The following is a 25,251-nucleotide window of genomic DNA, read 5'->3' on the forward strand; positions in this document are numbered from 1 at the left end:
TTGTCCTTAGTATTTAAAAAAAATCGTTACTTTTGAATGTATATTTAAAACTATTATTATGAAAAGAAATTTACTTTTTGGGTTTTCATTAATTATCGGTTTATCTGCTTCTGCTCAATTTACAGATGCTAATAAACCAGTTCAAGGAGATGGAACAACTTTGTATTTAATTGATGAATCTGCACCTAATATGGCGACAGAAGTTGGAAGCGGTGCTGTATGGGACTATAGTACTTATGCCGGATATAATGATGATGCGAGAAACTTAACGGTATTTGACGCATCAAGTACGGCAGAAGCAGCTCTTTATCCTATTTCAGTTGAAGCTTTAGAAGTAGAAGGATTAACGATGAGCTATTCTATCAGTTCTGCTGCAGAAAGATTGAGTCAGGGATTTGTTTTTTCAGAACCAAATTTAGGTGATGTAATCGTTCAGTTTGATTCAGTAGATGCAACAACACACGTTTATCCAATGGGTTTAGGAGATGCCGTTGTTGATAGCTTTATAGGACATGCATCTTTTAATTTTAATGGTGCCCAGAATGTGTTAGTTTTAGGTGAATTACATGCAAAGGTGGATGGGCAAGGAACTTTGAAATTAGCTAATAATGATTACACAAATGTTTTACGGTACTCGCTTATCGATACCATTGTGATGAAGGATGTAAGTACAGGGTTTATGGGTACGATTGATGTGAATATTTATCGTGCACAATATGAGTATTACGATTTAGCAAATAACAGTTTGCCGCTATTTGTTCATACAACCATAATCGTTGCTCCTGAGGGTGGAGTAATTTCTCCAACAGAAAACAAGCTCGTGCTATCACTTGATAATCCAGCAGCAAATGTTGGTTTAGTTAAAAATGAATTAGAGCAAACAGTAATTTACCCTAATCCAGCAAAAGGTGTAATGAACATCGATTTGCCGAGTAATGTAGAGAAAGCTGATATCAAGATTACTGATGCAGCAGGAAGACATATAGATGCATATACGAATGTAAATGGACCTTTAAAAGTTTCAACATCAAGCTACCAACAAGGAGTTTATTTGATTCATATCTCAAATGATATGTTTAAAACAACTAAGAGCATCGTTGTGGAGTAAAATACCCGACAAATAATTTTTAAAGCTTATCGGCAACTTTATCAGTAGTTTAATAAACTACAATATAGAGCACTCTTTTCAACTGGTTGGAAAGTGCAATTTGTGAAGGATCTTGTCAGTTAATCGTTTTTTTACATGATTGATGACTTAGATATATTTACTCGTAAAGTATCCGATAAGTATTTAATTTTTTAAAAAGCCTGTAATTCAATTACAGGCTTTTTTATGCTTTATATCCTGAACATTCTTTTAGGACTAAACTCTTTTTTGTGTTGATTGAAATTGTTACTGTTAAGTCGTTTAATATTGTTAAAATAAAGGATTTGAGTTATTAAAGTTTTTTAAGCATCAAATTAATAGTATGTTTGTCATGAACTTAATATTTAACCAATATCAAAATTATGATTAAAAAATTACTAACAGTTTCAACTATCCTATTATCAAGCATCTCAATTGCCCAGTTTAATCCTTCAAATGCACCACAAGTCAAAGACAGTATTTTTCTTTATTTAGTGGACAGCTCTGCTCAAAATTATGCGAGTGTTACGGGAACGGGGGTTACATGGGATTATTCCAACCTAATAGATTACAACGAAGAGCAACGATTAATTGATGTGAAAACAGTTGCTGATACACCTTACGAAACAACTTTTACAGCTTCAGACAAAGCCATAGAAGTTGAAGGTCAATTAGTAACATTTATTACTGATGATCAAATAGAGAGAAATAGTCAAGGTGTTGTTTACAAAGATGCTCAAAATGGCGACTTAATTCTAAATCTTGATACAGATGAAGGAAAATATTATTCTTATCCTTTTGATGTTGGAGATGAAATTAGTGATAGCATCAAAGGAACCGCAACAATGACCATTAATTCAACAGAGCAAACCGTGCCTGCAAGAGGTTTAATTACAACTAAAGTTGATGGAAAAGGGACTTTGAAAATGGGCGCAATGGGTGAATATGAAAACGTTATTCGTTATTTTATCACCGATACGATAGTTATTGAAACAGGCTTACTAGGAGACTGGATTGCTATTCATACACAATATGAATATTATGACCATACCGTTAGTAACCTTCCTATTTTTACACACTCTTATTTAATGTTTGGTCGTGATGGTGCGCCAGAACCACGAACAGAATACAATGTTGTAATGAGTAAGGATATTATGACCACTTCCATTGACCAAGAAGCATTGGAAGCTGCAAAGTTGTATCCTAACCCTGTATCCAACCTAATGAATATCATACTGCCAAACGAAGTGAAAACTGCAGATTTAGTAGTTTATGATGGAATGGGAAGAGCGGTAAAGACTTCAACTATAAATGGTAAAACAAATACCTTAGATGTATCTGATTTAGAAAACGGAATTTATCATGTTAAAATCCAATCTGGAGCAGCTTTAATTACAAAGTCAATTATTGTTGAGTAAGTAATTAAAAAACTAATAAAAATATATAAAGCCTTTCGCATATCGAAAGGCTTTTTTTATGCACTATATTTTGTTTTTGCTCTTCTATTTTCTAAATCTGAAAAGCAAAAATTTTGAATAATTTCTTTTAACCCGGATTATTAACTCCTTTAGTCGTTGAGCTCGCAGGCTCGGTTCATGCATTTAATTTTAAATCTATTCTAGGCACAAGACCTAAAGTAATATATGCATATTTCGCAGGGCTTGTAACGACGAATAGATCAAAATTAAATCAAAATCTTACAAATACACAAATACCCAAAAATGGGTTTCTCAAATTTTACAGGAAATACAGTTAAAATACTGACTTACAGGTATTAATATTCTTAAACTTTAAGATTGGTGAATAATTCGGGTTAAGGTTTACCTCTTTAAAGTTTCGTTGTATTAAAAACACAATTTTAATTTTAAAGGTATGACAGGTTTAAAAATAGGAATACAAAATCACATGAATTCGGCTTTGGTATGGTGATATTTCGGTAAGCGTTCCACATTCCAAAACATCGCATATTACAACTTTATAAATGACACCCTTTACACAGGTTTAAAAAGAGTACTCTATAATATAGTTTATTCAACTACTGGTAAAGTAACTGATAAGCATTTTATATTAAGAGCCTCATTCTGTATATGTATTATTGAAAGGTTTACTAATCAGACTTTGTTGAGCAATTGTTAGAGTCGTAATGTTCGGAATTAACCCATTATACTACTTAGTAACAAATTAATATTCAAAAAAAAAGAGACTGACAATTAATGCCAGTCTCTACTCCTTGTTTTAAAAAGTTTTATTTTCATTTAGAAGTCAAAGCTCAAACCAATACTTGGTAAAAATGGTAATTGATAAATTTTATCGTTTGTTACTCTGTTTACATAAAAGATATTGTCTCTATTATAAATATTGGTAACACCACCTTTAAGTTCTAAAACATTCTTGTTCTTAAATTCGAATTTCTTTTTGATGGTAATATCAAAACGATGATAAGTCGGTAATCTTGCTGAATTTAAATCACCTAATAACACACTTAAATCTGCTGGATTTGAAGTTGTGTAATCAGTAGTTACTCCATCTCCAAAGTTTTCACCTTGGTAATATCCAGAGGTTGGTGTAAAAGGAAGACCTGAACCAAAGTTCCATCTAGCACTTATTTCCAAACTCTTATCCTTTAAAAAAGAATAGGTTGCTACTAGGTTCACATTATGTCTTCTATCGAAAACTGGCGCGTAGGTGTTAAATCCATCCCATCGATCTGACTTTCCATAAGAGTAAACTCCCCAAAGGAAAAGTCTATTCTTTTTATACTCTAAAAGCACATCAATTCCGTAAGAAACTCCTGATTCAATTAAAAAGTCTTTTTTGTAAACATCTGCTATGTTTGCATTTTCTTGAATATCGTCATACAGTTTATTATTGTTGATGTTAGATAGTTTCGGGAAATATTTGTAATACCCTTCAACGTTTACAGTGAAAGGACGTGAAATGTCGTATTCAAATCCAAAGATTCCATGCCATGCAGTTTGAATACCATTTTCTGGCTGTGTTTCTTTTCCATTGGCTTGTGTGAAATTTGACTGAACATTGGTTGGAGCGGATAAAAACCCATAAAATAAAGTCACTACATCTCTATCAGAAGAGGAAGAAGTGAAGTTTTGTGAATAATATCCTCCAGACATCTTTAGTCTAAAGTTTTCAGTAGCATTAAATTTTAGACCTAACCTTGGTTCAGGAACCACTGTTGAAACAGAAGGATAAGCTTGCAATCTAATTCCTGGATTTACTACCCATCTACCAGTAACTAAGCGGTAATTAAAGTAACCACTTAATTCGGTGTTGAAGTTTTCAATTTTAATTTCTCTATTAACCTCATTGAACGTTTTGAAATTTGTTGAGAAGCCTCCAATATTAATCCCGTAAGTAATTTCGGATTGATTTTTTAAGAAGTAAATAAAGTCAAAACCTAAATCAAATCCGTTTATTTTACTGGTACGTGGTGCTTGTCCTGCTTTTTCCTGAAAGAATATTTCGTAATTTGAAGCGTTTAAGTGTCCTTTTATAATAACTGGATTTGAAGTAGGAACTAAGGTGAAATTAATACCTCCACCATAAGATTGCCAATTCAAATCAGCTACATTAGTATAGTTTACAGCATCGTTATTGCTAAATCCAAAGGCTGAAAATTTACTTCCTTCCGGACTTTTAATGGTAAATTTACCGTAGATGTCAGTAAACGTAAAAGGCAATCCATCTCCATCATTTGCATAAGGATAAAGGTCTTTAGAGGTATAGTTTAGTAAAGAATGTTTTGCAGAGAATATATAAGAGCCTCCACTTCCAGGAGCATTTTTGTTCTTAAATACAGGTCCTTCAAGAACTGCTTTACCCATGAAAGGAGAGACAGAGACCAGACCTCCATGCTTTTTTAAATCACCATCTCTGTAGGTAATATCCATAATCGAAGATATTCTACCTCCATAATTTGAAGCAAATCCTCCGGTATAAATATCTGCACTTTTTATTAATTCTGTTTCAAATACAGAGAAAAAACCAATGGAGTGAAATGGATTGTAAATTGTCATTCCATCCAGTAGAATTTTATTTTGAATCGGTGTACCACCTCTAACGTATAATTGTCCACCTTGATCTCCTGTGCTCACTACTCCTGGTGTAACAGAAAATGCAGCTAAAATATCATTTTCCGCACCAAAACTAGGTAAACGCTCTAAACTTTCTTGGTCTAGTTTGTTTACCGACATATCAATTTTGTTTCTTTTCGATTGGTCTTCTCCTAGAATAGAAACTTCTTCAATTTCTTTAACTTCATCACTTTTTACAAGTTCATAGCGGAGCGTCAAAACTTCTTTTTGTCCAACCTCAATCGTATCGATGATATTCATATATTCTATACTCCTTACTTCAACGATAAAATCTCCAGCTTTAACTGCATTAAATTGGAAAAACCCATCTAAATCGGTAGTTGAACCTTTTATATTATCAGAAGATTGTCCGATAACTGGTTTCAGCAAAACCTTAGCGTAACTGGCGGCTTCACCATTATCAGAATTGTAAATAAAACCACGGACAGTATATTCTTTTTGGGCAAACAAACTACTGGCTAAAACTGTGATTAAAAATGTAAATAATACTTTATTCAAAATGTCTTTAGTTAAATTAACAAATATTTACGCATAGATAATACTTTTTTGTATTTCTACAATTATGAAAACGTTAAAAAGTGGTTTCTGTTTAGTGTATGGTATTGAGCGAGTATTTTATCCCACATTATTTTTTGCTTTATTCCAGAAAACATCCATTTCTTTGAGCTCCATATCTTCAAATCCTTTATCGTTTTCTTTAATTAATTTCTCCATTTCTTGAAATCTTTTTATAAACTTTTTATTGGTCTTTTCTAATGCTGTTTCCGGATTAACCCCAATAAATCGAGCGTAATTTATCATGGAGAAAAGAACGTCGCCAAATTCCTCTTCAATGGCATCCGTTTTTCCATCTACTTCCACTTTTAATTCCGCTAGTTCTTCATTGACTTTCTCTAACACTTGTTCGGGATGGTCCCAATCAAATCCAATTCCTTTGACTTTCTCTTGTATCCTTGAAGCCTTTACCAATGATGGCATAGAACGAGGAACACCCTCTAAAACTGATTTTTTGCCTTCTTTTAACTTTAACTTTTCCCAATTTGCTTTAACGGTTGCTTCATCCGTTGCTTCAACATCGCCGTATATGTGTGGGTGACGGTGAACAAGTTTGTCGCAAATTCCGTTGAGAACATCTGTAATGTCAAAAGCGCCTTTTTCACTAGCAATTTTACTGTAAAACACCATGTGTAACATAAGATCACCAATTTCTCCTTTTAATTCATCCAAATCGTTGTCTATAATTGCATCTGCTAATTCATAAGTTTCTTCAATTGTTAAATGACGTAAAGAGGAAAGCGTTTGCTTTTTATCCCAAGGACATTTTTCTCTTAAATCGTCCATAATATTTAATAACCTCTCAAATGCTTCTAAACGTTTGTCCATTGTACTTTTTTTTCAAAAGTAATGGCATTTATCTATCTTTCAAACTTTTTATTTGTGTTGATTAAAATTAAAATCCGATATTTGTCTAGAATTTTAATCATCAGAACTCAAATTAATTGCAATTCTTTAAAACCATAAGCTGCTTTTTGATACTCAGCTGTTTTTTGTATCCTAATATTGGGTTTACACAAAAGCAAAATTATGGTTTAATGGGAACGGTTGATGTTGGTTATTTAATGCCTCATCGGTCAACGATGGCTCATTTAGTTAGACAACATGCTTATGGTGTTGGGGTGCAAGGTGTCATTCAAACAAACGGAGAAAAACAATGGCATCATGATTTTAATCTTCCATCAATTCATGCTGGTATTTCTTATTTTAATCTTGGAAACACTGAAGTTTTAGGAAATGCAATAAATCTTACCACTGGATTATATCTACCTTACTTAAAGAAAAATGGATTTAGTTTTGGTTCTCAACTTAGTGCAGGAATGTCCTATTTCTCCAAAAAGTATGATCTTGAAGATAATCCAAAAAATAATGCCATAGGTTCTCATATAAATATTTGTGTTGATTTAGGATTTAAAATTGAAAAACAGTTCCAAAAACATAGTCTTGGTTTTGCCATAGGAATGAAACACATGTCTAACGGTGCTTATAAACTTCCAAACTTAGGTGTTAATCTTCCGTATTTATCATTGAATTATACGTATTTTCTTCATCCTTTACGTTTTTTAGAAGAACCAATTATTGGTAGGGTAGGGCAACAGGCAAAATCTTGGCGTTTTTATACACAACTGGTAGGATCAGTAAAAGAAATTTATCCAACTGGTGGAAATAGACATGGTGTTTTAGCTTTGACTAATTATACACATTATAAATTTACGCCCAAATGTATTGTTGAAGGTGGAGTAGATGTAATTTATAATGCAACTATTGTAAAATACAACGGAGGAAATCATGGAAAGGAAAAGAATATTCAACTTGGATTGTATGGTGCTTATGTACTTCCAATTCATCAAATTCAATTATTGGTAGGCATGGGAAGATATGTTTATAATCCGCTTGATCCTGCTGGAATGTGGTATCATAAATTTGGAGGTAGATTTAAAATCACGGAAAAAATTTGGGCAAATGTTTCTATAAAATCACATTGGGCAAAAGCAGATTATTTTGAATATGGTTTAATATATCGTTGGTAATTATGTTAAAGAAAAGTAGCATTTTGTTGGTATTCACTTTTGTGTTTTTTGCATGTAAAAAAGCAGAAGATCGTGCCTGTTTTAAAGGAAAAGGTGATGATGCGTCTTTAGAATATGTTTTACCGATTCAAGTAGATAGTTTAATGCTTTACGATAATTTATTTTACACTTTAATTGATAGTGATGAGCATAAAGTTGTTTTGAAAGGCGGAGATAATTTATTGAAACACATAGATGTGCAGGTAGGCGATAAGAAATTAACATTGCGCAACAAAAATAAATGTAGCTTTTTGAGGTCGTTTAAAAATGAAATACATGCTTATATTTATGTGGATACTGTCCGGTCTATTCATTATGAAGGTTCTAAACAATTATTGAGTAAGGATACTTTATTTTCAAACGAATTGAGATTGATGATTACGGATGGTGCTGGAGATGTTAATTTAATATTAAAAAACAGTTACACCAGTGCGGTCATTACACATGGTTTTGGAAACTTTAAGTTGAGTGGCTATACTAATGCTGCATTTTTACACTGTAATACCAATAGTTATTGTGATACGAGAAAGCTAAAAGTAACACATGGTTTGAATGTTATTTCTAATACGGTATCCAATATGTTGATCAATGCAAATTCTCATTCTTTCAAAGCTGAAATATATGAGAGTGGCAATATAAAATATGTTGGAAACCCTGGGACTGTATCTTTTTCCAAATACGGGAAAGGAAATCTAATCGATTTGAATAATTAAGATATATATCTTATTTTTGTAGCATAATAAAAGAAGAACAAACCAATGGATTTAATAATAATAGCAGTTGTTTTATTAGCCTTAGCATTCGGAGGGATTGCAATAAAAATTTGGGCTAAAAAAGATGGTGAATTTGCAGGTACTTGCGCAAGTAATAATCCAGTTTTACAAGAAGAAGGTGCGGCATGTGGAATGTGTGGTGCTAAACCAGAAGAAAAATGTCAATCAGATAAGCAGTAATTGATGCTTTATCAATATAATCCTTAAACGCAACCACCGTCTTCCTTTTGTTTTTCATACGATGAGAGCGTATGAATGTGCAATTCTTTTTCGATAAAAGATTGATTCAACCCATAACGCTTACAACTATACAATAGACTCTAAATTGCGTAAATCTCTATTTTTTACGTGATTCCCTACAATTATACTAATATGGTATTAATAAAATTCCTCCATCTCTAAAATCTTTGACTTTAGAGATGGAGAAATGAAAGTCAGTTAGAGTTGAGAATAAGAAAAAAGAAGAAAAGCGAATCTTTTCTCCTTTTTTCTTACGTTTCCATTTTATTCAGATTACGAGAAATCTTTATCTACATCTACCAGCTTAACATTAAGCTTTTCAAATTTCAAGCGCTTAATCTTTACTTGATATCAGTGGCATTTTCATCAAGCTCAAAGAGCTTCTTATCATCAGAACGATCTTGTAAATCATCAATTAATCGCTCAATTTGACCAATGCTTAAAGATTTAGCAATGATTTTTTTGTCTTTGTCCAAAATCCAAACTCGTGGTGTCGAATAAATATCATAGGTGTCCTGATAGTTTATCGATTCCAATGTTGTTTTAGAAGGGATTAACGATCTTGGATTTTCTTTGGCTTGATTGTATATGTCTCTCGTAATACCAACATTAATAAAACTCAATCCTTTATCTTTTATGAACTTTTTCCAATCCTCAAAGTCATCACCTGTTGCTTTTCCTACCGCAAAAATCTCAACATTTCGCGCTTTAAACTTTTCAGAGTAAAGTGTTTCTAATTTCGGTGTTACAGTTTTACAATGGCCACATCCTGGATCCCAAAAGTACAATATTGTGTAATCTGCTTCTGTTTCGTATAGATTATACCATTTTTGATTTGTAGAATCTGGTAAAATAAGATTGGGTGGAATTTCTCCTTGAACAAGTCGAAGTCTTTTTTTGGTGTCCTTACACAGTTCGTCCAACTTTTCCTTTTCCATCCAATGCCCTTTATATTCACCTTGATCATTAGTTGCACAATAATATCTATTGATCATATAATTGCTCACTTTGTCCATTCCCATAATTTTTGATTTCTCAAAATGTGAAGTAATATTCGTTACAAAGAATCTATACATCATAGAGGATTCATCTAATTCGTCTACAATGGGATGAATGTATTTTATTAAAGTGTCTGGGTGTTGCAAAAGCATCTTTTTAGAATAGTAATACTCAATCTTATTTTGTAATAAAGGAGTGTTAACAAGTCGATCGTCTGTTAAGTCTATATGGTCAAAATAATGATCTCTGTAATATTCGTAACTAAAGTTTTCATTGATTGGATCGCCATTTTCATCTTTAGGAGATTCTGGGATTTCTAAATCTGTAGACATTTTGATAATAGCAGCAGCAAGAGTATTTGGATTATCTTTAACTACTTTATTTTGATATGCCTTCACTTTATCACCGACTTCGTTGACTTTATTCTTTAATTCTTTGGCTTCTTTTGAGTTTTTATCTTCTATATTGGATAATTTAGATTGAAAACCTTCTGCTGTTTCTCTAGATCTTTTCATGAATCGGATGTAATCCAAGAAAATTTTATTCTCTTTTGAAGATTTAACCACCATGTGATCAACATAGTTAGGAGACTTTGTTTCAATGTGAACCTTCTCATTATTGTGGATGAACTCAAAATAACGTTGTCCGGGCAATAAAAGCGCCATTATTCCAGGATCTTGTTTACTGCCATCGAAAGTAACTTTGCTGTTTACCAATTGAGCCGTATCAGCGTAATATAATTTACTTCCGACATATTTTACTAAATGAACAGTAGTATCTTTGATACCTGTTACTTTAAATGTTAAATCTTGAGAAAACCCACTGAATCCTAATAATGCAGTAAGTATAAGTGTATTAATTATTTTCATAATTCTTTTCAATTTATGCTAATATAATTTGTATTCTTTAATTTTAACGGTTGAAACGTGAAGAGGTTTATCCTTTTAACACATTTTTAACTAATTTGATCAACGAGATTTTAAAATGCCCTTCTTAGCATTGAAGTAATTGACAACGGTATATATGCCAAAAGCAATCACTACCGATAAAATACTTAACAGTGTATACCCTGAAGCGATATGGATTCCACCTTGAACCAATAATTCATCAATAAAGAATTTGGCCACTCCAAAAACAAGCAAACTCGCACCTGCAATAATAGCAAACACTTTAATAAAGTATAAGATTATAGTTCTAATGATGTGGTTAGGCGCATATCCTTGTCGCAATAAAGTACGTATTTCGTATTCGTTTCTTGAAATTAATAACTGCGCGTACTGTATTAAAACTAAACCTGCTAAAAAAACTGTTATGACACTTATTCCTATAAGTATGGAAAATAAAGTTCCTGCAACGCTTTTCAGTTTACCTACAATCATAGAGTTCTCTTTTGATTCTAAAGAACGTTTTTCCAAATAATTTTCAAATTCACCAAAACGACCTTCCTTTACTGTTAACATCAATTGAGTTGTTTTTGCAGGTACGCTTGTTGGAAAAGTAGCATTTCCATATTCCATGAAAGATGCAGGAACTAAAATAGCAGAAACTTCATTTGTGAAGCCGACAATTTTTACTTTTTCCCAGTCTTTTTTCTCATCGTTGTATAAAGTGAATTTAAAGCCTATTGTTTTGGCTAAATCATCCGATACTTGAGGAATTCCTTTTGCACTTGCAAATGTGTTGAGCATTACTAAAAAATCGCGGGGTAAAACTATGGGAACAAATTCATCACCTGGTTCCCATTTCCAAGCAGCAGCATCGATTTTAGTGAATTCATTATCAACCGACTGTACAAAAACATCTGAACGAAAATAAGGAACAAGTTCGCTGTCTGTCTGTAATGAAACGCCAAAACTATTACTTAAGATTGGCTGTAAACTTTCAGTAAAACTTTCATTGCGAATACTTTCAATTTCACGCTGACTAAAGTCTGTCTTAGTCATTTTCATGCTGCTATAATTATTAACTTCCTTTTGGATAATCATAGTATTATTTCCTAAAATATCTTCGCCTTCTCCAAATTCGTTTACCCTTATGAGGTAATGAATAGAAGTAACTAGAAAAGTAAAACCTAAAAATGAACCAATCATAGCAATGATCAATTGCGTTTTATTTTGATAACTAAATAAAATTTTCTTTACCATGATTTATAAATTAAGTGTTCGATTAAAATTAAAACTATGATCTTCTCCTAAAGTGGTTAAGACGAACCCAGCATTAAGTTGATTTGCTCTTTCATCAATTAATTGAAGTGATCTTTGGGTATTTTCTTCATCTAGATGACTAAATGGTTCATCCATAATTAACCAATCAAAAGGCTGACTTAATGCACGGATAATAGCTACACGCTGCTGTTGTCCCATTGATAAAATACCGCAAGGAACTTTCCATTTATCTTCAATTTCAAGTGCTTTGAGCATTTCTTTTAATGTTTTTGCTGAGAAAGTATCGGTAAGCTGATTTTTTAGCTGAAGATTTTCTTCAACTGTTAATTGCGGAAATAATTGAAGGTCTTGAAAAACAAAACTGATCTTATTTTTTCTTAAATCCGCCCATGCTGTAGGTGAAAATGAAGTGATTTCTTTCTCATCAAAGCGGATTTTACCGTTAAAATCATTACGAATCCCGGCAAGCGTATGTGTAAAAGTCGTTTTTCCTTTTCCGCTAGATGCGTTGAGCATTACTTTTTCGCCTTTATTTAAGGAAAATGAACTGCCCCAAATACTTTGAGCACTGTGTGAAATTCCAGAAAGTGGAATCGGAATGACTTTGTCAAAATGAATGTTCATAGTTTTTCTTTTGTGTGTTGTTATCTGTCAATTTTCGTTCCAATGTAAAAATAAAATCAATTTTTATTTCAATTATTTGTTAATCAATTATTTATTAGGTGTTGTGTTTGGTTTTTTGCTTATCAATGAGTAGCGTGTTTTAATGAAATACGCAAGATAAATAAGGGATAAAGCTAAGATTGGAAGGGTGTAACGTTCTTCAATTCCGCGTTGAATAAAAATTAAATAACCAACATAAATAATTAAAACATAAGAAAATATTGATTTTAAATAATGTGGTTTTCTCATAAATACGCTAAAGGGAAGTGCCAAAAAAGCGAGTGCATGTACAATAAAAGAGAGGAGTCTTAAAAACTCCATCAAAGGATGTCCCCTGAATGATTTTTGAAAAACATAAAGAGATAAATTGGAGTGAAATGCCATTTCTTTAAACACTTTTAGTGGACTGGTGATGTAATATTGAATCCAGAATTTATTTTTGAAATCAGCAGTTAAGGCTTTAATTTGAGTAATGGTAGACTTTTCAAGTTCAGGTATATCTTTAGGCATTGCACGATTTTGATCAATGTATTTTTTTGGTGTAAGATAGATTGGTGGTAATTTAAAAACATTTCCCTAAAACGTTCACGTCCTAATTCTTTTACAATGTGCTTCGGTAATCGATCTATAATTTCACGCGTATTTTCTTGAGCTGTTACACCCCGCATAGCTCCACTCCAAAAAGTTCCCATATAATCATGGAAGTTGGCACCTATTTCACCCCAACCTTTACTTAAATTCCATAGAGCTTGGTGTGTTGGTCTAAAGCTTGAGTGACTGTTTTCTGGATAATATATGGGGTTTAAAGATACAATTTCATGGGTGATGTTGTAATTTCTAATTTGCCAGAACAACATTCCACCTATTGAAATGAAACCAACTAAAATTAGGTTTAAAATGCATCTCCTCGGTTGTTTTACAAAGTCTGAAATTATAAAAAATGGAAATAGTACTCCAAAAACGCCAAGAAAAGGGCGGGTAATGAATATAAATGAAAATAGGACTGCACTGAAATAATAGATCCATTGTTTTCTTTTTATTGACTGAGTTTTTTTGCCTGAAGTAATATAAATGTGAAAATAATAATCAATGCAGGTGTAATTCCTTCGGTTAGGGTGTAGTAAATAAAACCGAATCCGATGCCAGAAAAACCATAAAATCCAGTAACGATTAGTGCCCAAGTTTGATTAAGAAGAAAATACAATGCAATAAAATACATACAATAAATGGCTAAGGCAAAAAGTACGAGTTGTAGTATTTTAACAGCAAATAATGTATTCTTAAAATCTAAAAATAAACCGAAAAATGCATAAATGCTGGAATAGCCAGGTGATCGGATGAGGAAGGCGCCATTTCCAGGGAAATTTTCTTTAAATTCACCTGTAGTTAGTAAGTTTTGAGCCGGACTGATATAGGTGTAATCATCTGCGGTGATTATCGTTTCGTTTTCTCGAAGTGGAACATGATCTTTTTGAAGATGTTTTAGATTAATTTCATTAAAGATAAAAGCACTTAATAAGGACAAAGCTGCAAGTACTATAGCAACTCTATAATGACTTTTATGATCTTTACCTTTTGTCACTTTCCTCAGCTTTACCTTCTCTAATCATTTTTTCTTTTTGTTGGATTTCTTGGTTTGATAAATTGTTCTCTTTCGTGTCAATTACTTTATTCAAACTAAACTCACATGCAACAGGGAAATGATCTGAACCGATTGATTTCAAAATGTCTAATTTTCCCAAAAAAATATGTTTACTGTGAAAAACCAAGTCCAACGGAGCTCTAAAAAACCAATATTTTGCATGAAATGAGGCTAAGATTCCTCGTCCATGTCTACCGTCAATTAACTGACTAGCCTTTTTAAATATCAGTGATACTTTCGACCATGCAACAGTGTTGAAATCACCCACCACTAAAACAGGTTTATTCATCTGATTAATTTTGTTGGCAATACACATTAAATCGCCATCACGCTCTTTTGAGTTAGCCTCTTGCGTAGGTGAAGGGGGAGGCGGATGAACACAAAAAAGACAAAAGTTATTTCCATTTTCTGTTTTGAAATGTGCTTCGATGGAAGGAACATCTTCTGCAACAAAATAATGTGTTTTTACACTTTCAAAAGGTATTTTTGAATATAAATGCATACCATAGGTGTTTTCCAATGTAACTTTTTGAGTGTATGGATAATCTGCTTCCAATTCTTGCATGGCTTTTTCCCAATCAGAATTACTTTCTATGGTTAAAAATAGCGTTGGACATTCGTCTTTTATTAAGTTTAAAAAGCGCTCGTAATCTGTGTTGTATTGATATACATTAGTAGAGATAATTTTGAGTTTTTGAGCATTTTCATTTTCGGGAGTTGGTTTTTTATGCAATTGGGTAAAATGAAAAAATAAATATAAATGATAAACGATAAGTGCAATTTGTATTAATAAAACAGCGTAATATAGTATGTTGTCCTTCATAAAAGCTACCAACCCAATGCTAGCGATGATTTGTAGCACCAAAATTTGAAGTTTTATAAACTCTGGAACCCGAAAAACCCAATGTTGATGTTGAGAAAATGGAAGAATACTTAATAATATAAGCAGTATTGAAAATATTAAAAAGAAAAGTTCCATAGATATCTGTTTTTTCAAAGATATTAAAAAGCAGCAAATTTTTTTAATCGAAATATTGGTATGCTATATTTTAAACGAAAAAAAAATCCAAACTTAAGTTTGAGCTGACCACTAACTATCTTTCGTTTCGTTTGATCTTTTGGAAAGTTATGCCCAGTTTTCTTTCATAATCTTTAAGTGTTTTTGCTTCAGCGTTATTAACAAAGCAAATTGAAATCCCCTTTTTACCTGCTCTGGCAGTACGGCCGCTACGATGTGTATAATATTCCAAACTTTCGGGAAGCTGATAGTGAATGACAAATGCTAAATCTGCAATGTCAATACCTCTTGCCGAAACGTCTGTTGCTACAAGAATTCTTAAAGATTCATTTTTAAATGCACGCATGACTTTATCACGTTCTTTTTGAAGTAAATCTCCATGAATTGCGTCTGCGGAACAGTTTTTTGCAATGAGTTGTTTGGATAGTTTTTTAGTGGCAGCTTTTGTTTTACAAAAAACAACCCCACGGTTTCCTTCCTGTGATTTTAAGAAAAGTAAAAGCGCTTCTAACTTTTCTGATTCATCACATACGAGATACTGATGATCAATATTCTTATTAACTACATCTGCTTTGTCAATACTTATTCTTACCGCCTTTGGAGATAAATGTGCAGCAACGATTTGTTCTATACCTTGTGGTAAGGTAGCTGAAAAAAGCCATTTGTTTTTTACTTGAGGAAGAGATGTTAAAATTTGATTGAGTTCTTTTTGAAATCCCATACTTAGCATTTCATCAGCCTCGTCTAGAATAATTGTTTTAACGTGATCTAAATGAATGACTTTTCTAGCTAATAAATCAATCAAGCGACCAGGAGTTGCTACAACGATGTGTGTTGGACGTTGTAGATTCGAAATTTGCTTTTCTATGCGCTCACCTCCATAAACGGATTCAACAAAAACTTTTTCAGTGAATTTGGTAAATTTAAAAAGTTGTTTAGCTACTTGCTGTGCGAGTTCACGTGTTGGACATAAAATTAAACCCTGAATGTGTTGAATTTTAGTATCAATTTTTTCTAATAAAGGTAAACCAAAAGCAGCTGTTTTACCAGTTCCTGTTTGTGCTTGAGCAACCATTTCTATATTGGAGGCAAGTAATATTGGTATAACCCTTTGCTGTATGGTGGTTGGCTCAATAATATTCATTTCTCGAAGACCTTTGTTCAGGTCAGCATCAATTCCTAATTCTTTAAAATCTTTCACTGTTCGTTTTTTATTGAATTTGTAAAGATAGATAAAAGTAAAGAGCATTGGCTATTTGATGATGTAAAACGATAAAGATGGAGTGGAGGATAGGCTTTAAGAAAAGAATAATATTATTTTTTTTTGGGATTTCATGATCTGGGACATGAGATTGCATTTATGAAAATTAAGATTTTTTATAAAACAATTCCATCAGCAAAGTCATTTAGTTTTATCTTTAATGGCAGAAGAAAAATAAACACAATGATTCATAAGATAAAAAAGTTACTTAATCCGATTATAGATGTGGTAAAAACCATTATTGACGGTGTAAGTTCACACAGTTTAATGACTTTTGCAGCAGCAATTGGATTTTATACTATATTTTCTTTACCAGGTTTAATGGTTACGATAATTGTTGTGGCTGGTTTTTTTCTTGGAAAAGATGCAGCTTCAGGTGAGTTAACTACGCAATTAGGAGAGTTTATTGGTCCTGAAATTGCCAATTCCATATCCGACATTATCATGCAAGTAAATGTAGGGGGAGATGGTGTACTTCAGACCGTTATTGGTGTAGGGACACTTGTTTTTTCCGCAACAACAGTTTTTATGTGTCTGCAGCAAGGATTAAATAGAATTTGGGATGTCGTAGCGCAACCTAAAAGAGGGTTTGTTAAATTTTTAATTAACCGTGTGCTTTCATTAGGAATGATTGTAGGGATGGGATTCATTTTAATTGTCTCATTAATTAGTGATACTTTACTTGAATTATTTTTCAATGAAATTCAAAAATTGATTGGTGAAAATACAGGAGTTCTTTTGACTATTGTGAGTACAGTCGTTTCATTCGCTATTATTTTTGTAATTATTGCGATGATTTTTAAGTTTTTACCAGATGTTAAACTGCGGTGGAAAGATGTTGGAATGGCATCGTTAATAACGGCTGGATTATTTGTATTGGGGAAATATGCCATTCAAATGTATTTATCGAATAGTACATTTTCACAAACCTATCAAGCAGCAGGATCCGTAATTGTACTTTTAATTTGGGTGTATTATTCCACAGTAGTTATCTTAATTGGAGCCGAAATAACAAGAGCCATAATGATTTACAAAGGTAGACCAATTCGGCCGGCGAATCATGCCAAAAAAATCAGCCTTCAAGAAATGGATTATGAGACCTATAAATCCAACCTGAATGGCGATTAGAATGGATAACCAATCGCAAAATTAAATACTGGGTTTTTATATTCAAACTTCCAATCTAATGAAGGTCTTTTTATGGGAGCAGCAAAATCAAATCGGATTACAAATCCTTGAACATCCACTCGGAGTCCAACTCCTGGACCTATACCAATTTCGTTGATAAAGTTGTCTGAGAATTTACCACCTGGAAGTGCTGTATTTTCATTTTTCAACCACACATTACCTGCATCTAGGAATACAGCACCTTTCAGCACTGAAATGATTGGAAACCTATATTCTAAATTTGCTTCTAATCGTATGTCTCCAGCCTGATCAAAATAGCCATTTTCATTATCATCTGGTTGGTGAGAACCTGGACCTAAAGAACGGATTTGGAATGCCCTAACGCTATAAGAACCGCCTGCAAAATATTGTTTTACAAAGGGCAATGCACGTGAATTTCCATAGGGAACACCAATTCCGCCAAAAATACGACCAATTAGTCCATGACCGTTTTTTCCTAGTTCGTAATGATAACTGAAATCAACATCTCCTTTTACGTATTGCGCATATTTTAAACCCAAAAAAGTCTTAATTCCATCGGGTTGCTCTTTACCAAAAAGATTGATACTATTTCCTGCAATATCAAAGTTCATTTGAAAGTTAATTTCTCCTTTATTATTGGTTTTATTCACTTCATTATATGTAAATGAGTACGTAAGTCCGGCAAGAAACTGTTGCTCGAAACTTCTTCTCAAAAATGGATTATCATCCAAAATTTGCTCAAATTCATCACTGGTATTTCCAAGTTTCACAAAATTTATTTGAAAAGGAGTAAGTTGATGCGTTACATACCGATTTGCATTCCACATATATCCAAATGATGCAGAGTAAGAATTCAAGTTGTATAATTTTGTTCGGTTGAAATAATCAAATCCTGTGCTGATTTTTGTTTTCGGAACAGAATATTTGAAATAGGGCTCTAAATTTCCTGGGAAAATTAAACGTGGAAAGGTCAAAGATACTTTTGCTCCCAACTGTAAACTGCTCGAACCATTTGTTTTACGTCCCAATTGTTTTTCATAACCAAAACTACCAGTCGCTGAAAAACTTTCTCCTCCTTTAAATATATTTCGATTGGTATAAGTTAAACCAACATTTGGCCCCGTGAAATTATTGGATTTAGTAACACCTTGGAGCTCGGCCCTTAAAGAACGCTTTGTAAGTGGCGACAAATAAATATCTGCCTTTAACTTTCGCTTCCACAAACTATCTTCTTCTTTTGGTTCTATTTCCTGATAATCAATATTGACAAACTTATAAGTGCCAATAGAGGAGAGGCGACGACTGGTATATTTAGATTTTGTGGGGTCATATCTCTTTCCCGGTTCTATGATTACAAAAGGTTGTAAACGATGAGGTTTAAAGAAAAGTTCATTTTGAATAAATGTAATGTTATTTACGAGAACAGAATCAGCTGATACTGCAGACGTGTCTTGTGAAGCGTTCGGAAAAACTTGAATCTGCTCTACTTCATAGGGAACTTTAGACTTTTGGGGAACACCATTCTTTAATTTCAAATACAAATTATAAGTTCGGTTGTTATTTAAGTTTGTATCGGCTTGAAAAAGTATAAAACTAGCATTGAAATTATAATATCCTTTTTCTTTGAGGTATTGGTCAATTCTTTCTCTCTCGGCTTTAAAACCACGTAAATTATACCTAAAAGAATCTTTAATAAATGTTTCTGATAGTGCATTTTCTAATTCTGTGTATATAGGATAATTCCGATCTGTTGTATCGCGCTCTATTTTGTATTTATTAAGTCTGTAGGGTTTGCCAATCCGCACAGTATAATTGGTTTCTGCTGTTGCCTTAGTGCTATCTTTTTTAATAGAAGAGGCTGTTTCGCTATAGAAAAAACCATTGTTTTGCAATCGATTTTCAATTAAATTTTTGGTGACATCAATTTTAACATCTGAAAAGTAAGCAGGTTCTTCGCCTATCTTTTTGTTCATAAAACGAACAATAAAATTAGGATCTTCTTTTTGGGCTTTATAATGATAATATAAACCAAGGTACATCCATAATATTCGAGTATTTGGTGCAGGATAAAGCAAGCTCTGAAGCTCATTTTCTAAATCGGCTTTGTTTTCTACATCATTGGTGTCTATAACGGTAACATCTCCACCACGGTATAGAAACTCTCCTTCGGGAATATGCTTCTTGATGCTACAAGCGCTCATTACTATTGCCAAAGCAAAACATAAATAATATTTGAAGAAATTTTTAATGTTCATTCTTCTTCTTTTTTTGGCTGATTGATATCTGATTTCGTTTTTGAATTTGATTTATCTTTTTGATCCTCTGGATTTTTCTTTTGTTTTTTATCACCAAATAAGTCCTCAAAATGATTAAATTGTCGTTGGAATATTAACGCAATTCCATTGACGAAAACCTGACCATCAATAACATTTTGATATTCGCTATCGCGATAACCTTTTATTCTCCATCGTCCATCCTCGGTAATTAAATATTGAATACTTGCATTTCCCACAACTGCATCCTGACCTGGAGGAGCATCACCTTCAACATTTACAGTACTTCCCACTTCTACAATTAATCGATCATCAAGTAGTTTTTTTTGTGCACTAACGTTTAAATCTGTCCGTTGATCGGCTGTTTCTCCTTGATAATCTGTATAACTATCTAATCCGAAATTAAGCTCTACACCAGAGTTACCCATTAATTTATCTGAATATGCATTGAGTTGATCGGAAATGGCTTGGTTGATATTCTTTCGCACTAAGCTGGCTGTTCCTCCGCTCGAACCATCAGATCCAGGATTTGGATAAAACTTTTTAAGTACCAGTAAGGAGAAAACTTGTTTGTTTAAAGCATCTTCCTGGTTGTTGATTTGTCTAATACGACTGTAAACCGTTCCATCAATAGCTCCTTTTGATTCTTCTGGCATTCCCAAGTTGAAATTTAATTGTGGTTGATCAATTTCTCCATTTACATTTAGATAAACGAAGAAAGGTAATTGTTGTCGGTATTTATTTCTCACCTCTTCACTGGCTCCTGCAGTTTGTGCTGCCATCAGTGCGGATGCGGATGCTTTAACTGAATAACTTGCTGTAACGTCTAAATCAGCATCCATCGGATCTCCACCACTCCAAGAAATAGAACTTCCTGGTTCAAACTCAAACTCTCTTTTTACTAAATTGTACAAGCTTAAATTGTAATGTCCTTTGTCAATGGTGTATTTACCACTTAAAGTGGTTCTTCCGTTTTTCTCTAAATTAAATATTAAGTCTCCAGCACCAGATACATTAAGGTTATCACCGGTTTTTGGATCTACAATAACATTGAATTCTGCACCTTGCTCAACTTTTAGTTTTGCATGCACTTCAATACCTCCAAAGGCAACAATATTTGTTGAATCCTCGTTGGCTGTCAAAATATTATCGGGATTTTCTTTATTTACGAATTCGATAACACCATCTCTTTTCTCAAGCTGCGCTTGTGCATCTTGTAATGCGTAAGTGAAATCTGTTTTCTCATTGATAGCTAAGTTAAGATCCAAAAATGGTGCATTCAAATCTCCTTTTATATCTCCGTTCATATCAAAATTCAAATCCCCGTAAAAAACTTCATTGTCTTTTTTTGTTGAATTGATGGCTTGAAAATTATTAGCTTTTATTCCAATATTAAAAGATGGATTTGAAAAGTCGTTGGTTTGTATATCACCATTCAAAGCAAATTTATTGTTGTTTTGGTCTGCTATAGAAAACTGCTTAAAACTAATTTTTTCATTATTTATACCGATGCGCTCATTGGCTAATTTGAATTTAGAATTAAGTTGGGTAACATTCATTTCAGCTTGATTAAACTGTATAAAACCATCGTAAATAGGTGAGCTTATATTGCCTTTAAGTTCAATTTTTCCTGATATGTTACCACTTGCATTGGTTAAATTATCGTTTGATAAGGCTGCAATTGTTTCAAGGTCTATTTGGTGTAGGTTGGCAACAAAGTCTAATTGGTTTTCTGATACTTTCGATTTATAATCTCCATTTACATCAATGTCAAGATGATTTCCTTGAATTGATAAGTCAACATTGTAATCTTCGAGTGTTTTTGAAGAAGCGCTCAAATTTAATTGACCAATTTCTGCTTGTAAGGCTTTTAAATTATCTATTTTTAAGTCTGCATTTAATCCAAGTTTATCCAACGGATCAATAGCAACGATATTACCATTCAAATCTCCTGAAGCCAAAAGTTCTTCATCATTAAATAAAGCCAATAGATTTTGCAGTTTGAAGTTTTTAAACCCAATGCCGATATTATTTTCTTTGCGCGATATAAGATCGTTTGCAAGACCTATGCTTTGATTTCCTTTAGTAAATTTGAATTCTTTTGCAATAATTTGATCTTTCTGAATGGTGAGCTCGTTGTTTTTTGGAATAGACCAAGTTTCTCCATTAAACTTTAAAGGTTCTGGTAAAAAATGAATTTTTAAATTGTTATTCTTTCCTGAAATTTCTGTTTTAACAATATATAGTTCTTCCTCACCTTCAAAAGAGTGAAAATGTAAATTTAAGTTACCGTTTTTTAAATCTCCATCAAAATAGGTTTGATTCATTGCAATAGGGTCTGCTTTTAATGCTTTAAAGCCAAATCTAAACATAGCATCTTCTTGTTTTGCATCTATTTTAAATTTTAAACTGTCAATCGTATTACCTGCATAATTTAGGTATGGAAGTGATACAGTTGTGGATAAATCATTTTTACTTTCGTTAAAATTAACGGTTAAATTTAGTGTATCCATTGTTTTTAATTCTGGAACTAAAAAAGAACTGAATAGTTCATTTTCTGTGAAATCTAAATCTAATGAGAGTTGTACTGGATTTGAAATACTGTCTTGGCGAGCAATAGAATCGGCAAAGTAATTGGTTAAATGGTCTTGAATGGATTTGGATATCTTCTCAGGACCTGCGTTGGCGCGTAAAGCTAAATTTAAGAAGTTACTTTTTACATCCATTGAGGTGCCGTCCTTATCAAGTTCTGCAGCCATTATAACAGGACCTAAATAGTAATTATCTTTATTTGAAACAATTACCCCTTCTGATATGTTTGCCGTTACTTTAAATTGGTCTGAATTTCCTTTCAGTTCCGACTGCAAACTTAATCTACTCTTAATATTGTCTTTTGTTAATCCTAAAGCCATCAAATTAGCTCCTTTAACATTTAAATCGATTGATGCTTCTGGACGAAGTGTATCTAAATCAAGTTGTGTGTCTAATGTTAGATTCAAATGATCATCTTTAAAACATAAATTGATATCACCTTTTCCATTTTTCAGTTGACCGTCTAATTCGAGTGCAGAAAAATCATAGTTATTAAATTCTAAATGTGAAAAATCAGATCGAAGCTCAGCATTCAAATCTTGAAGGTTATTTCCTTTACCTTGTGCTTCAATATCAAATGCAACAATTCCAATTGAAGGATTATTAATAATTTTACCTAATGCTAAATCAATTACCGATAGTTTTCCATTGAAAGATAATTGATTATTATTTTTAAAACCGCCATCAAGGTTTATTTTTCCTTCTGGAACTTGAATTTTTGTTTGTGTCTCAATAGCCGACAAACCACCTTTGACTTTACTTTGAATGTTTATTTTTTCGGGGATAGAAATGCCTAAACTATCTGTTTCAACCAGCTGAGCAATATCAATTCGCTGCGTTTGAATCGTTAAATTGTCAATATCGGCATAAAGACTTTCTGTGTCTGTAAGGTTGAGGAACTGTCCGTTTGTATGGATTGCCGTATTTGATCCCCATAACAATTCAAATTTAGAAAGCTTCATCTTTTTTATACTTCCCTTGGCATAGAGCTGACTTTCGATTGGATGTTTGCTCAATTTTTGTAAATATTCATTCTCTTTCAACTCCGGAAGAATGGTGAAAATATCTTTTAATTCTACATAAATTTTGGAGAGTCGAATATCTAATTCTGCTTGTTCGGGCTGTTGAATTATCTTATTAATGCTGGGAAATGCTAGATCAATATTCGCCACTAAATTTGTTTGACCTGAAACAAGATTAAATGCTGTTACACCTAATTTATTTTGTTCTAAATGAGCATCAAATTGAAAATTGTTTATTGTTACACCACTCTTTTCTTTAAACGACAAAGATTCTAATTTAAATTGTGCTGTTTCTTCTTTTGTTAATGAAATTTTATCGGTTATGAAGTTAAAATCAGCTAGTTGAATATTGTTGGGGTCAAGGGCTGCACTGTTAACTTCATTTGGAGAAGTTGTATAATGAATTTGATTATCGGTAAAAGCAATTCTATTTATATCTACTTTCCAATCAGGCCATTCAAAAGAGGATGGTAAACTGTCTTTTTGGTTCCCAATAGTGTCTATTTGAGTTTCCTTTCTTGGTTGGACTTGAGTTGAACTTATTTTTACGTCAATAAAAGATTGATCTAAAATAATTTCATTGATCTCTATTTCCTGATTGGATAAATTCGCTGCAGGAACATTAATTTTAAAAAGATTTAAGTTTGCGGTAGCTTCTAAACCATCAGGAATGGATTGGTAATAAGCATTCACATTTTCAAGTTTTAATTCATCTACATTGATAAACGGAAGTTCAGTAGAGGTGGTGTCCGTTGAAGGAGGAATAGGCTTGTTTTGCACATATTTTATATCTGTATTTTTAAGTGCGATTTGTTCTACCTCAAATTGCATTTTGTTCAAATCAAAATTTTTTCCTTTAAAATTGAAAGCTCCCAGCTGAAGATCAGCAGCCATTCCTGTGACTTCATCATGGTAATTCACCTTAAAATTAGAAAAATGTATTGTACCTATTTGAATTTTTGGTGACTCACTATTTTGTTCTTGTTCTTCAACTGATTTTTCCGTTTCAGAAGTCGATTCACTCGAGAAAGCGTCAATTAAGAATTGAAAATTATAGCCGCTAATGGAATCTTCACGGTGAACATTGGCGCGTAAACCATTCCATTCGACTCCGTTTATGGCAATTGGATTTCCCATAATTATTGGCCATATTGGGATTCCAGCTTGTAATGACTTTGAATATAGGAGTGTATCTTTCTGTAAATCTTCAAGATAGAGTCCTTCAAGGTAGATATCTCCTGAAAAAGTAATAAAAAGCTTATCTATTGAGAATTCCGTGTCTGTTTTAGCAGTAATAAATTGGGTAGCTTCACCTACGATAAGTCGCTGACCCCATTCACTACGAACAATTAAAACAATAATTATAAATAAGGCAACAAGGACAGTGGCAAACCATGCCAAAATCCGCAAACCGCGTTTCCACCATGGACGCTTTTTATGTTTTTTCTTTACCTTTTCTTCCAAAAATCGTTCTGTTTATTCAAAATTAACATTTCTAACCGTTGTTTTATTAACGAAACTTTGCATGTTGTTTAAAAAACGTTAATCAATAAGCTATACCTAATGTAAAGCTTGAGTTTAACACAAGAAAA

At 32.8% G+C, this 25,251-nt stretch carries 18 protein-coding genes; 6 read left to right on the forward strand and 12 right to left on the reverse strand.

The window, feature by feature from the left end:
* Positions 1-58: 58 nt before the first annotated feature.
* Both CW751_RS08270 and CW751_RS08275 read left to right on the forward strand, forming a co-directional pair.
* On the forward strand, positions 59-1,108 hold the full coding sequence (locus CW751_RS08270; RefSeq protein WP_101334539.1) for a T9SS type A sorting domain-containing protein: 1,050 nt from the start codon (positions 59-61) through the stop codon (positions 1,106-1,108).
* A 401-nt stretch (positions 1,109-1,509) separates the two neighbouring features.
* Positions 1,510-2,544, forward strand: a complete 1,035-nt coding sequence (locus CW751_RS08275) for a T9SS type A sorting domain-containing protein (RefSeq protein WP_101334540.1) — start codon at positions 1,510-1,512, stop codon at positions 2,542-2,544.
* An 837-nt stretch (positions 2,545-3,381) separates the two neighbouring features.
* Here CW751_RS08275 and CW751_RS08280 read toward each other — a convergent pair.
* Positions 3,382-5,736: a TonB-dependent receptor gene (locus CW751_RS08280; protein ID WP_101334541.1), complete on the reverse strand. Its 2,355-nt coding sequence runs from the start codon at positions 5,734-5,736 to the stop codon at positions 3,382-3,384.
* Positions 5,737-5,853: 117 nt separating this feature from the next.
* Positions 5,854-6,621, reverse strand: a complete 768-nt coding sequence (gene mazG, locus CW751_RS08285; protein ID WP_101334542.1) for a nucleoside triphosphate pyrophosphohydrolase — start codon at positions 6,619-6,621, stop codon at positions 5,854-5,856.
* 209 nt (positions 6,622-6,830) lie between these two features.
* On the opposite strand from mazG, the gene CW751_RS08290 reads away from it, so the two are divergent.
* The 3 genes from CW751_RS08290 to CW751_RS08300 are packed head-to-tail and all read left to right on the forward strand — an operon-like array spanning position 6,831 to position 8,815.
* Complete coding sequence (locus CW751_RS08290; RefSeq protein WP_133122171.1) at positions 6,831-7,823, forward strand: acyloxyacyl hydrolase; 993 nt, start codon at positions 6,831-6,833, stop codon at positions 7,821-7,823.
* Positions 7,824-7,825: 2 nt separating this feature from the next.
* Positions 7,826-8,575 (forward strand): GIN domain-containing protein, encoded by a 750-nt coding sequence (locus tag CW751_RS08295; RefSeq protein WP_101334544.1) that lies wholly within the window; start codon positions 7,826-7,828, stop codon positions 8,573-8,575.
* Positions 8,576-8,620: 45 nt separating this feature from the next.
* Positions 8,621-8,815, forward strand: a complete 195-nt coding sequence (locus CW751_RS08300; RefSeq protein ID WP_101334545.1) for a membrane or secreted protein — start codon at positions 8,621-8,623, stop codon at positions 8,813-8,815.
* Positions 8,816-9,216: 401 nt separating this feature from the next.
* Here CW751_RS08300 and CW751_RS08305 read toward each other — a convergent pair whose 3' ends face one another.
* The 8 genes from CW751_RS08305 to CW751_RS08340 all read right to left on the reverse strand — a co-directional run bounded on the left by CW751_RS08305 (position 9,217) and on the right by CW751_RS08340 (position 16,563).
* Positions 9,217-10,743, reverse strand: a complete 1,527-nt coding sequence (locus CW751_RS08305) for a thioredoxin-like domain-containing protein (RefSeq protein ID WP_101334546.1) — start codon at positions 10,741-10,743, stop codon at positions 9,217-9,219.
* A gap of 99 nt (positions 10,744-10,842) precedes the next feature.
* Positions 10,843-12,018, reverse strand: a complete 1,176-nt coding sequence (locus CW751_RS08310) for an ABC transporter permease family protein (protein WP_101334547.1) — start codon at positions 12,016-12,018, stop codon at positions 10,843-10,845.
* A gap of 3 nt (positions 12,019-12,021) precedes the next feature.
* Positions 12,022-12,663 (reverse strand): ATP-binding cassette domain-containing protein, encoded by a 642-nt coding sequence (locus CW751_RS08315; RefSeq protein WP_101334548.1) that lies wholly within the window; start codon positions 12,661-12,663, stop codon positions 12,022-12,024.
* Between the two features lie 87 nt (positions 12,664-12,750).
* Complete coding sequence (locus tag CW751_RS08320; RefSeq protein WP_101334549.1) at positions 12,751-13,212, reverse strand: hypothetical protein; 462 nt, start codon at positions 13,210-13,212, stop codon at positions 12,751-12,753.
* Complete coding sequence (locus CW751_RS08325; RefSeq protein WP_101334550.1) at positions 13,155-13,559, reverse strand: hypothetical protein; 405 nt, start codon at positions 13,557-13,559, stop codon at positions 13,155-13,157. The genes CW751_RS08320 and CW751_RS08325 overlap by 58 nt, the downstream gene beginning before the upstream one ends.
* Positions 13,560-13,738: 179 nt before the next feature.
* Positions 13,739-14,284 carry a hypothetical protein gene (locus CW751_RS08330; protein ID WP_101334551.1) on the reverse strand — a complete coding sequence of 182 codons (546 nt, stop codon included), beginning with the start codon at positions 14,282-14,284 and terminating at the stop codon, positions 13,739-13,741.
* Positions 14,271-15,323, reverse strand: a complete 1,053-nt coding sequence (locus CW751_RS08335) for an endonuclease/exonuclease/phosphatase family protein (protein ID WP_101334552.1) — start codon at positions 15,321-15,323, stop codon at positions 14,271-14,273. The genes CW751_RS08330 and CW751_RS08335 overlap by 14 nt, the downstream gene beginning before the upstream one ends.
* Positions 15,324-15,438: 115 nt before the next feature.
* Positions 15,439-16,563 carry a DEAD/DEAH box helicase gene (locus tag CW751_RS08340; RefSeq protein ID WP_240612551.1) on the reverse strand — a complete coding sequence of 375 codons (1,125 nt, stop codon included), beginning with the start codon at positions 16,561-16,563 and terminating at the stop codon, positions 15,439-15,441.
* 159 nt (positions 16,564-16,722) lie between these two features.
* Here CW751_RS08340 and CW751_RS08345 point away from each other — a divergent pair, with 159 nt between their 5' ends.
* Positions 16,723-17,751, forward strand: a complete 1,029-nt coding sequence (locus CW751_RS08345) for a YihY/virulence factor BrkB family protein (protein ID WP_101334554.1) — start codon at positions 16,723-16,725, stop codon at positions 17,749-17,751.
* Here CW751_RS08345 and tamL read toward each other — a convergent pair.
* Positions 17,748-20,027 carry a translocation and assembly module lipoprotein TamL gene (gene tamL / locus CW751_RS08350; RefSeq protein WP_101334555.1) on the reverse strand — a complete coding sequence of 760 codons (2,280 nt, stop codon included), beginning with the start codon at positions 20,025-20,027 and terminating at the stop codon, positions 17,748-17,750. The genes CW751_RS08345 and tamL overlap by 4 nt on opposite strands.
* Positions 20,024-25,123 (reverse strand): translocation/assembly module TamB domain-containing protein, encoded by a 5,100-nt coding sequence (locus CW751_RS08355; protein ID WP_101334556.1) that lies wholly within the window; start codon positions 25,121-25,123, stop codon positions 20,024-20,026. Before CW751_RS08355 ends, tamL begins: the two co-directional genes overlap by 4 nt.
* Positions 25,124-25,251: the final 128 nt, after the last annotated feature.

The sequence above is a fragment of the Brumimicrobium salinarum genome (assembly GCF_002844555.1).
In the GTDB taxonomy this organism is placed as follows: Bacteria; Bacteroidota; Bacteroidia; order Flavobacteriales_D; family Crocinitomicaceae; genus Brumimicrobium; species Brumimicrobium salinarum.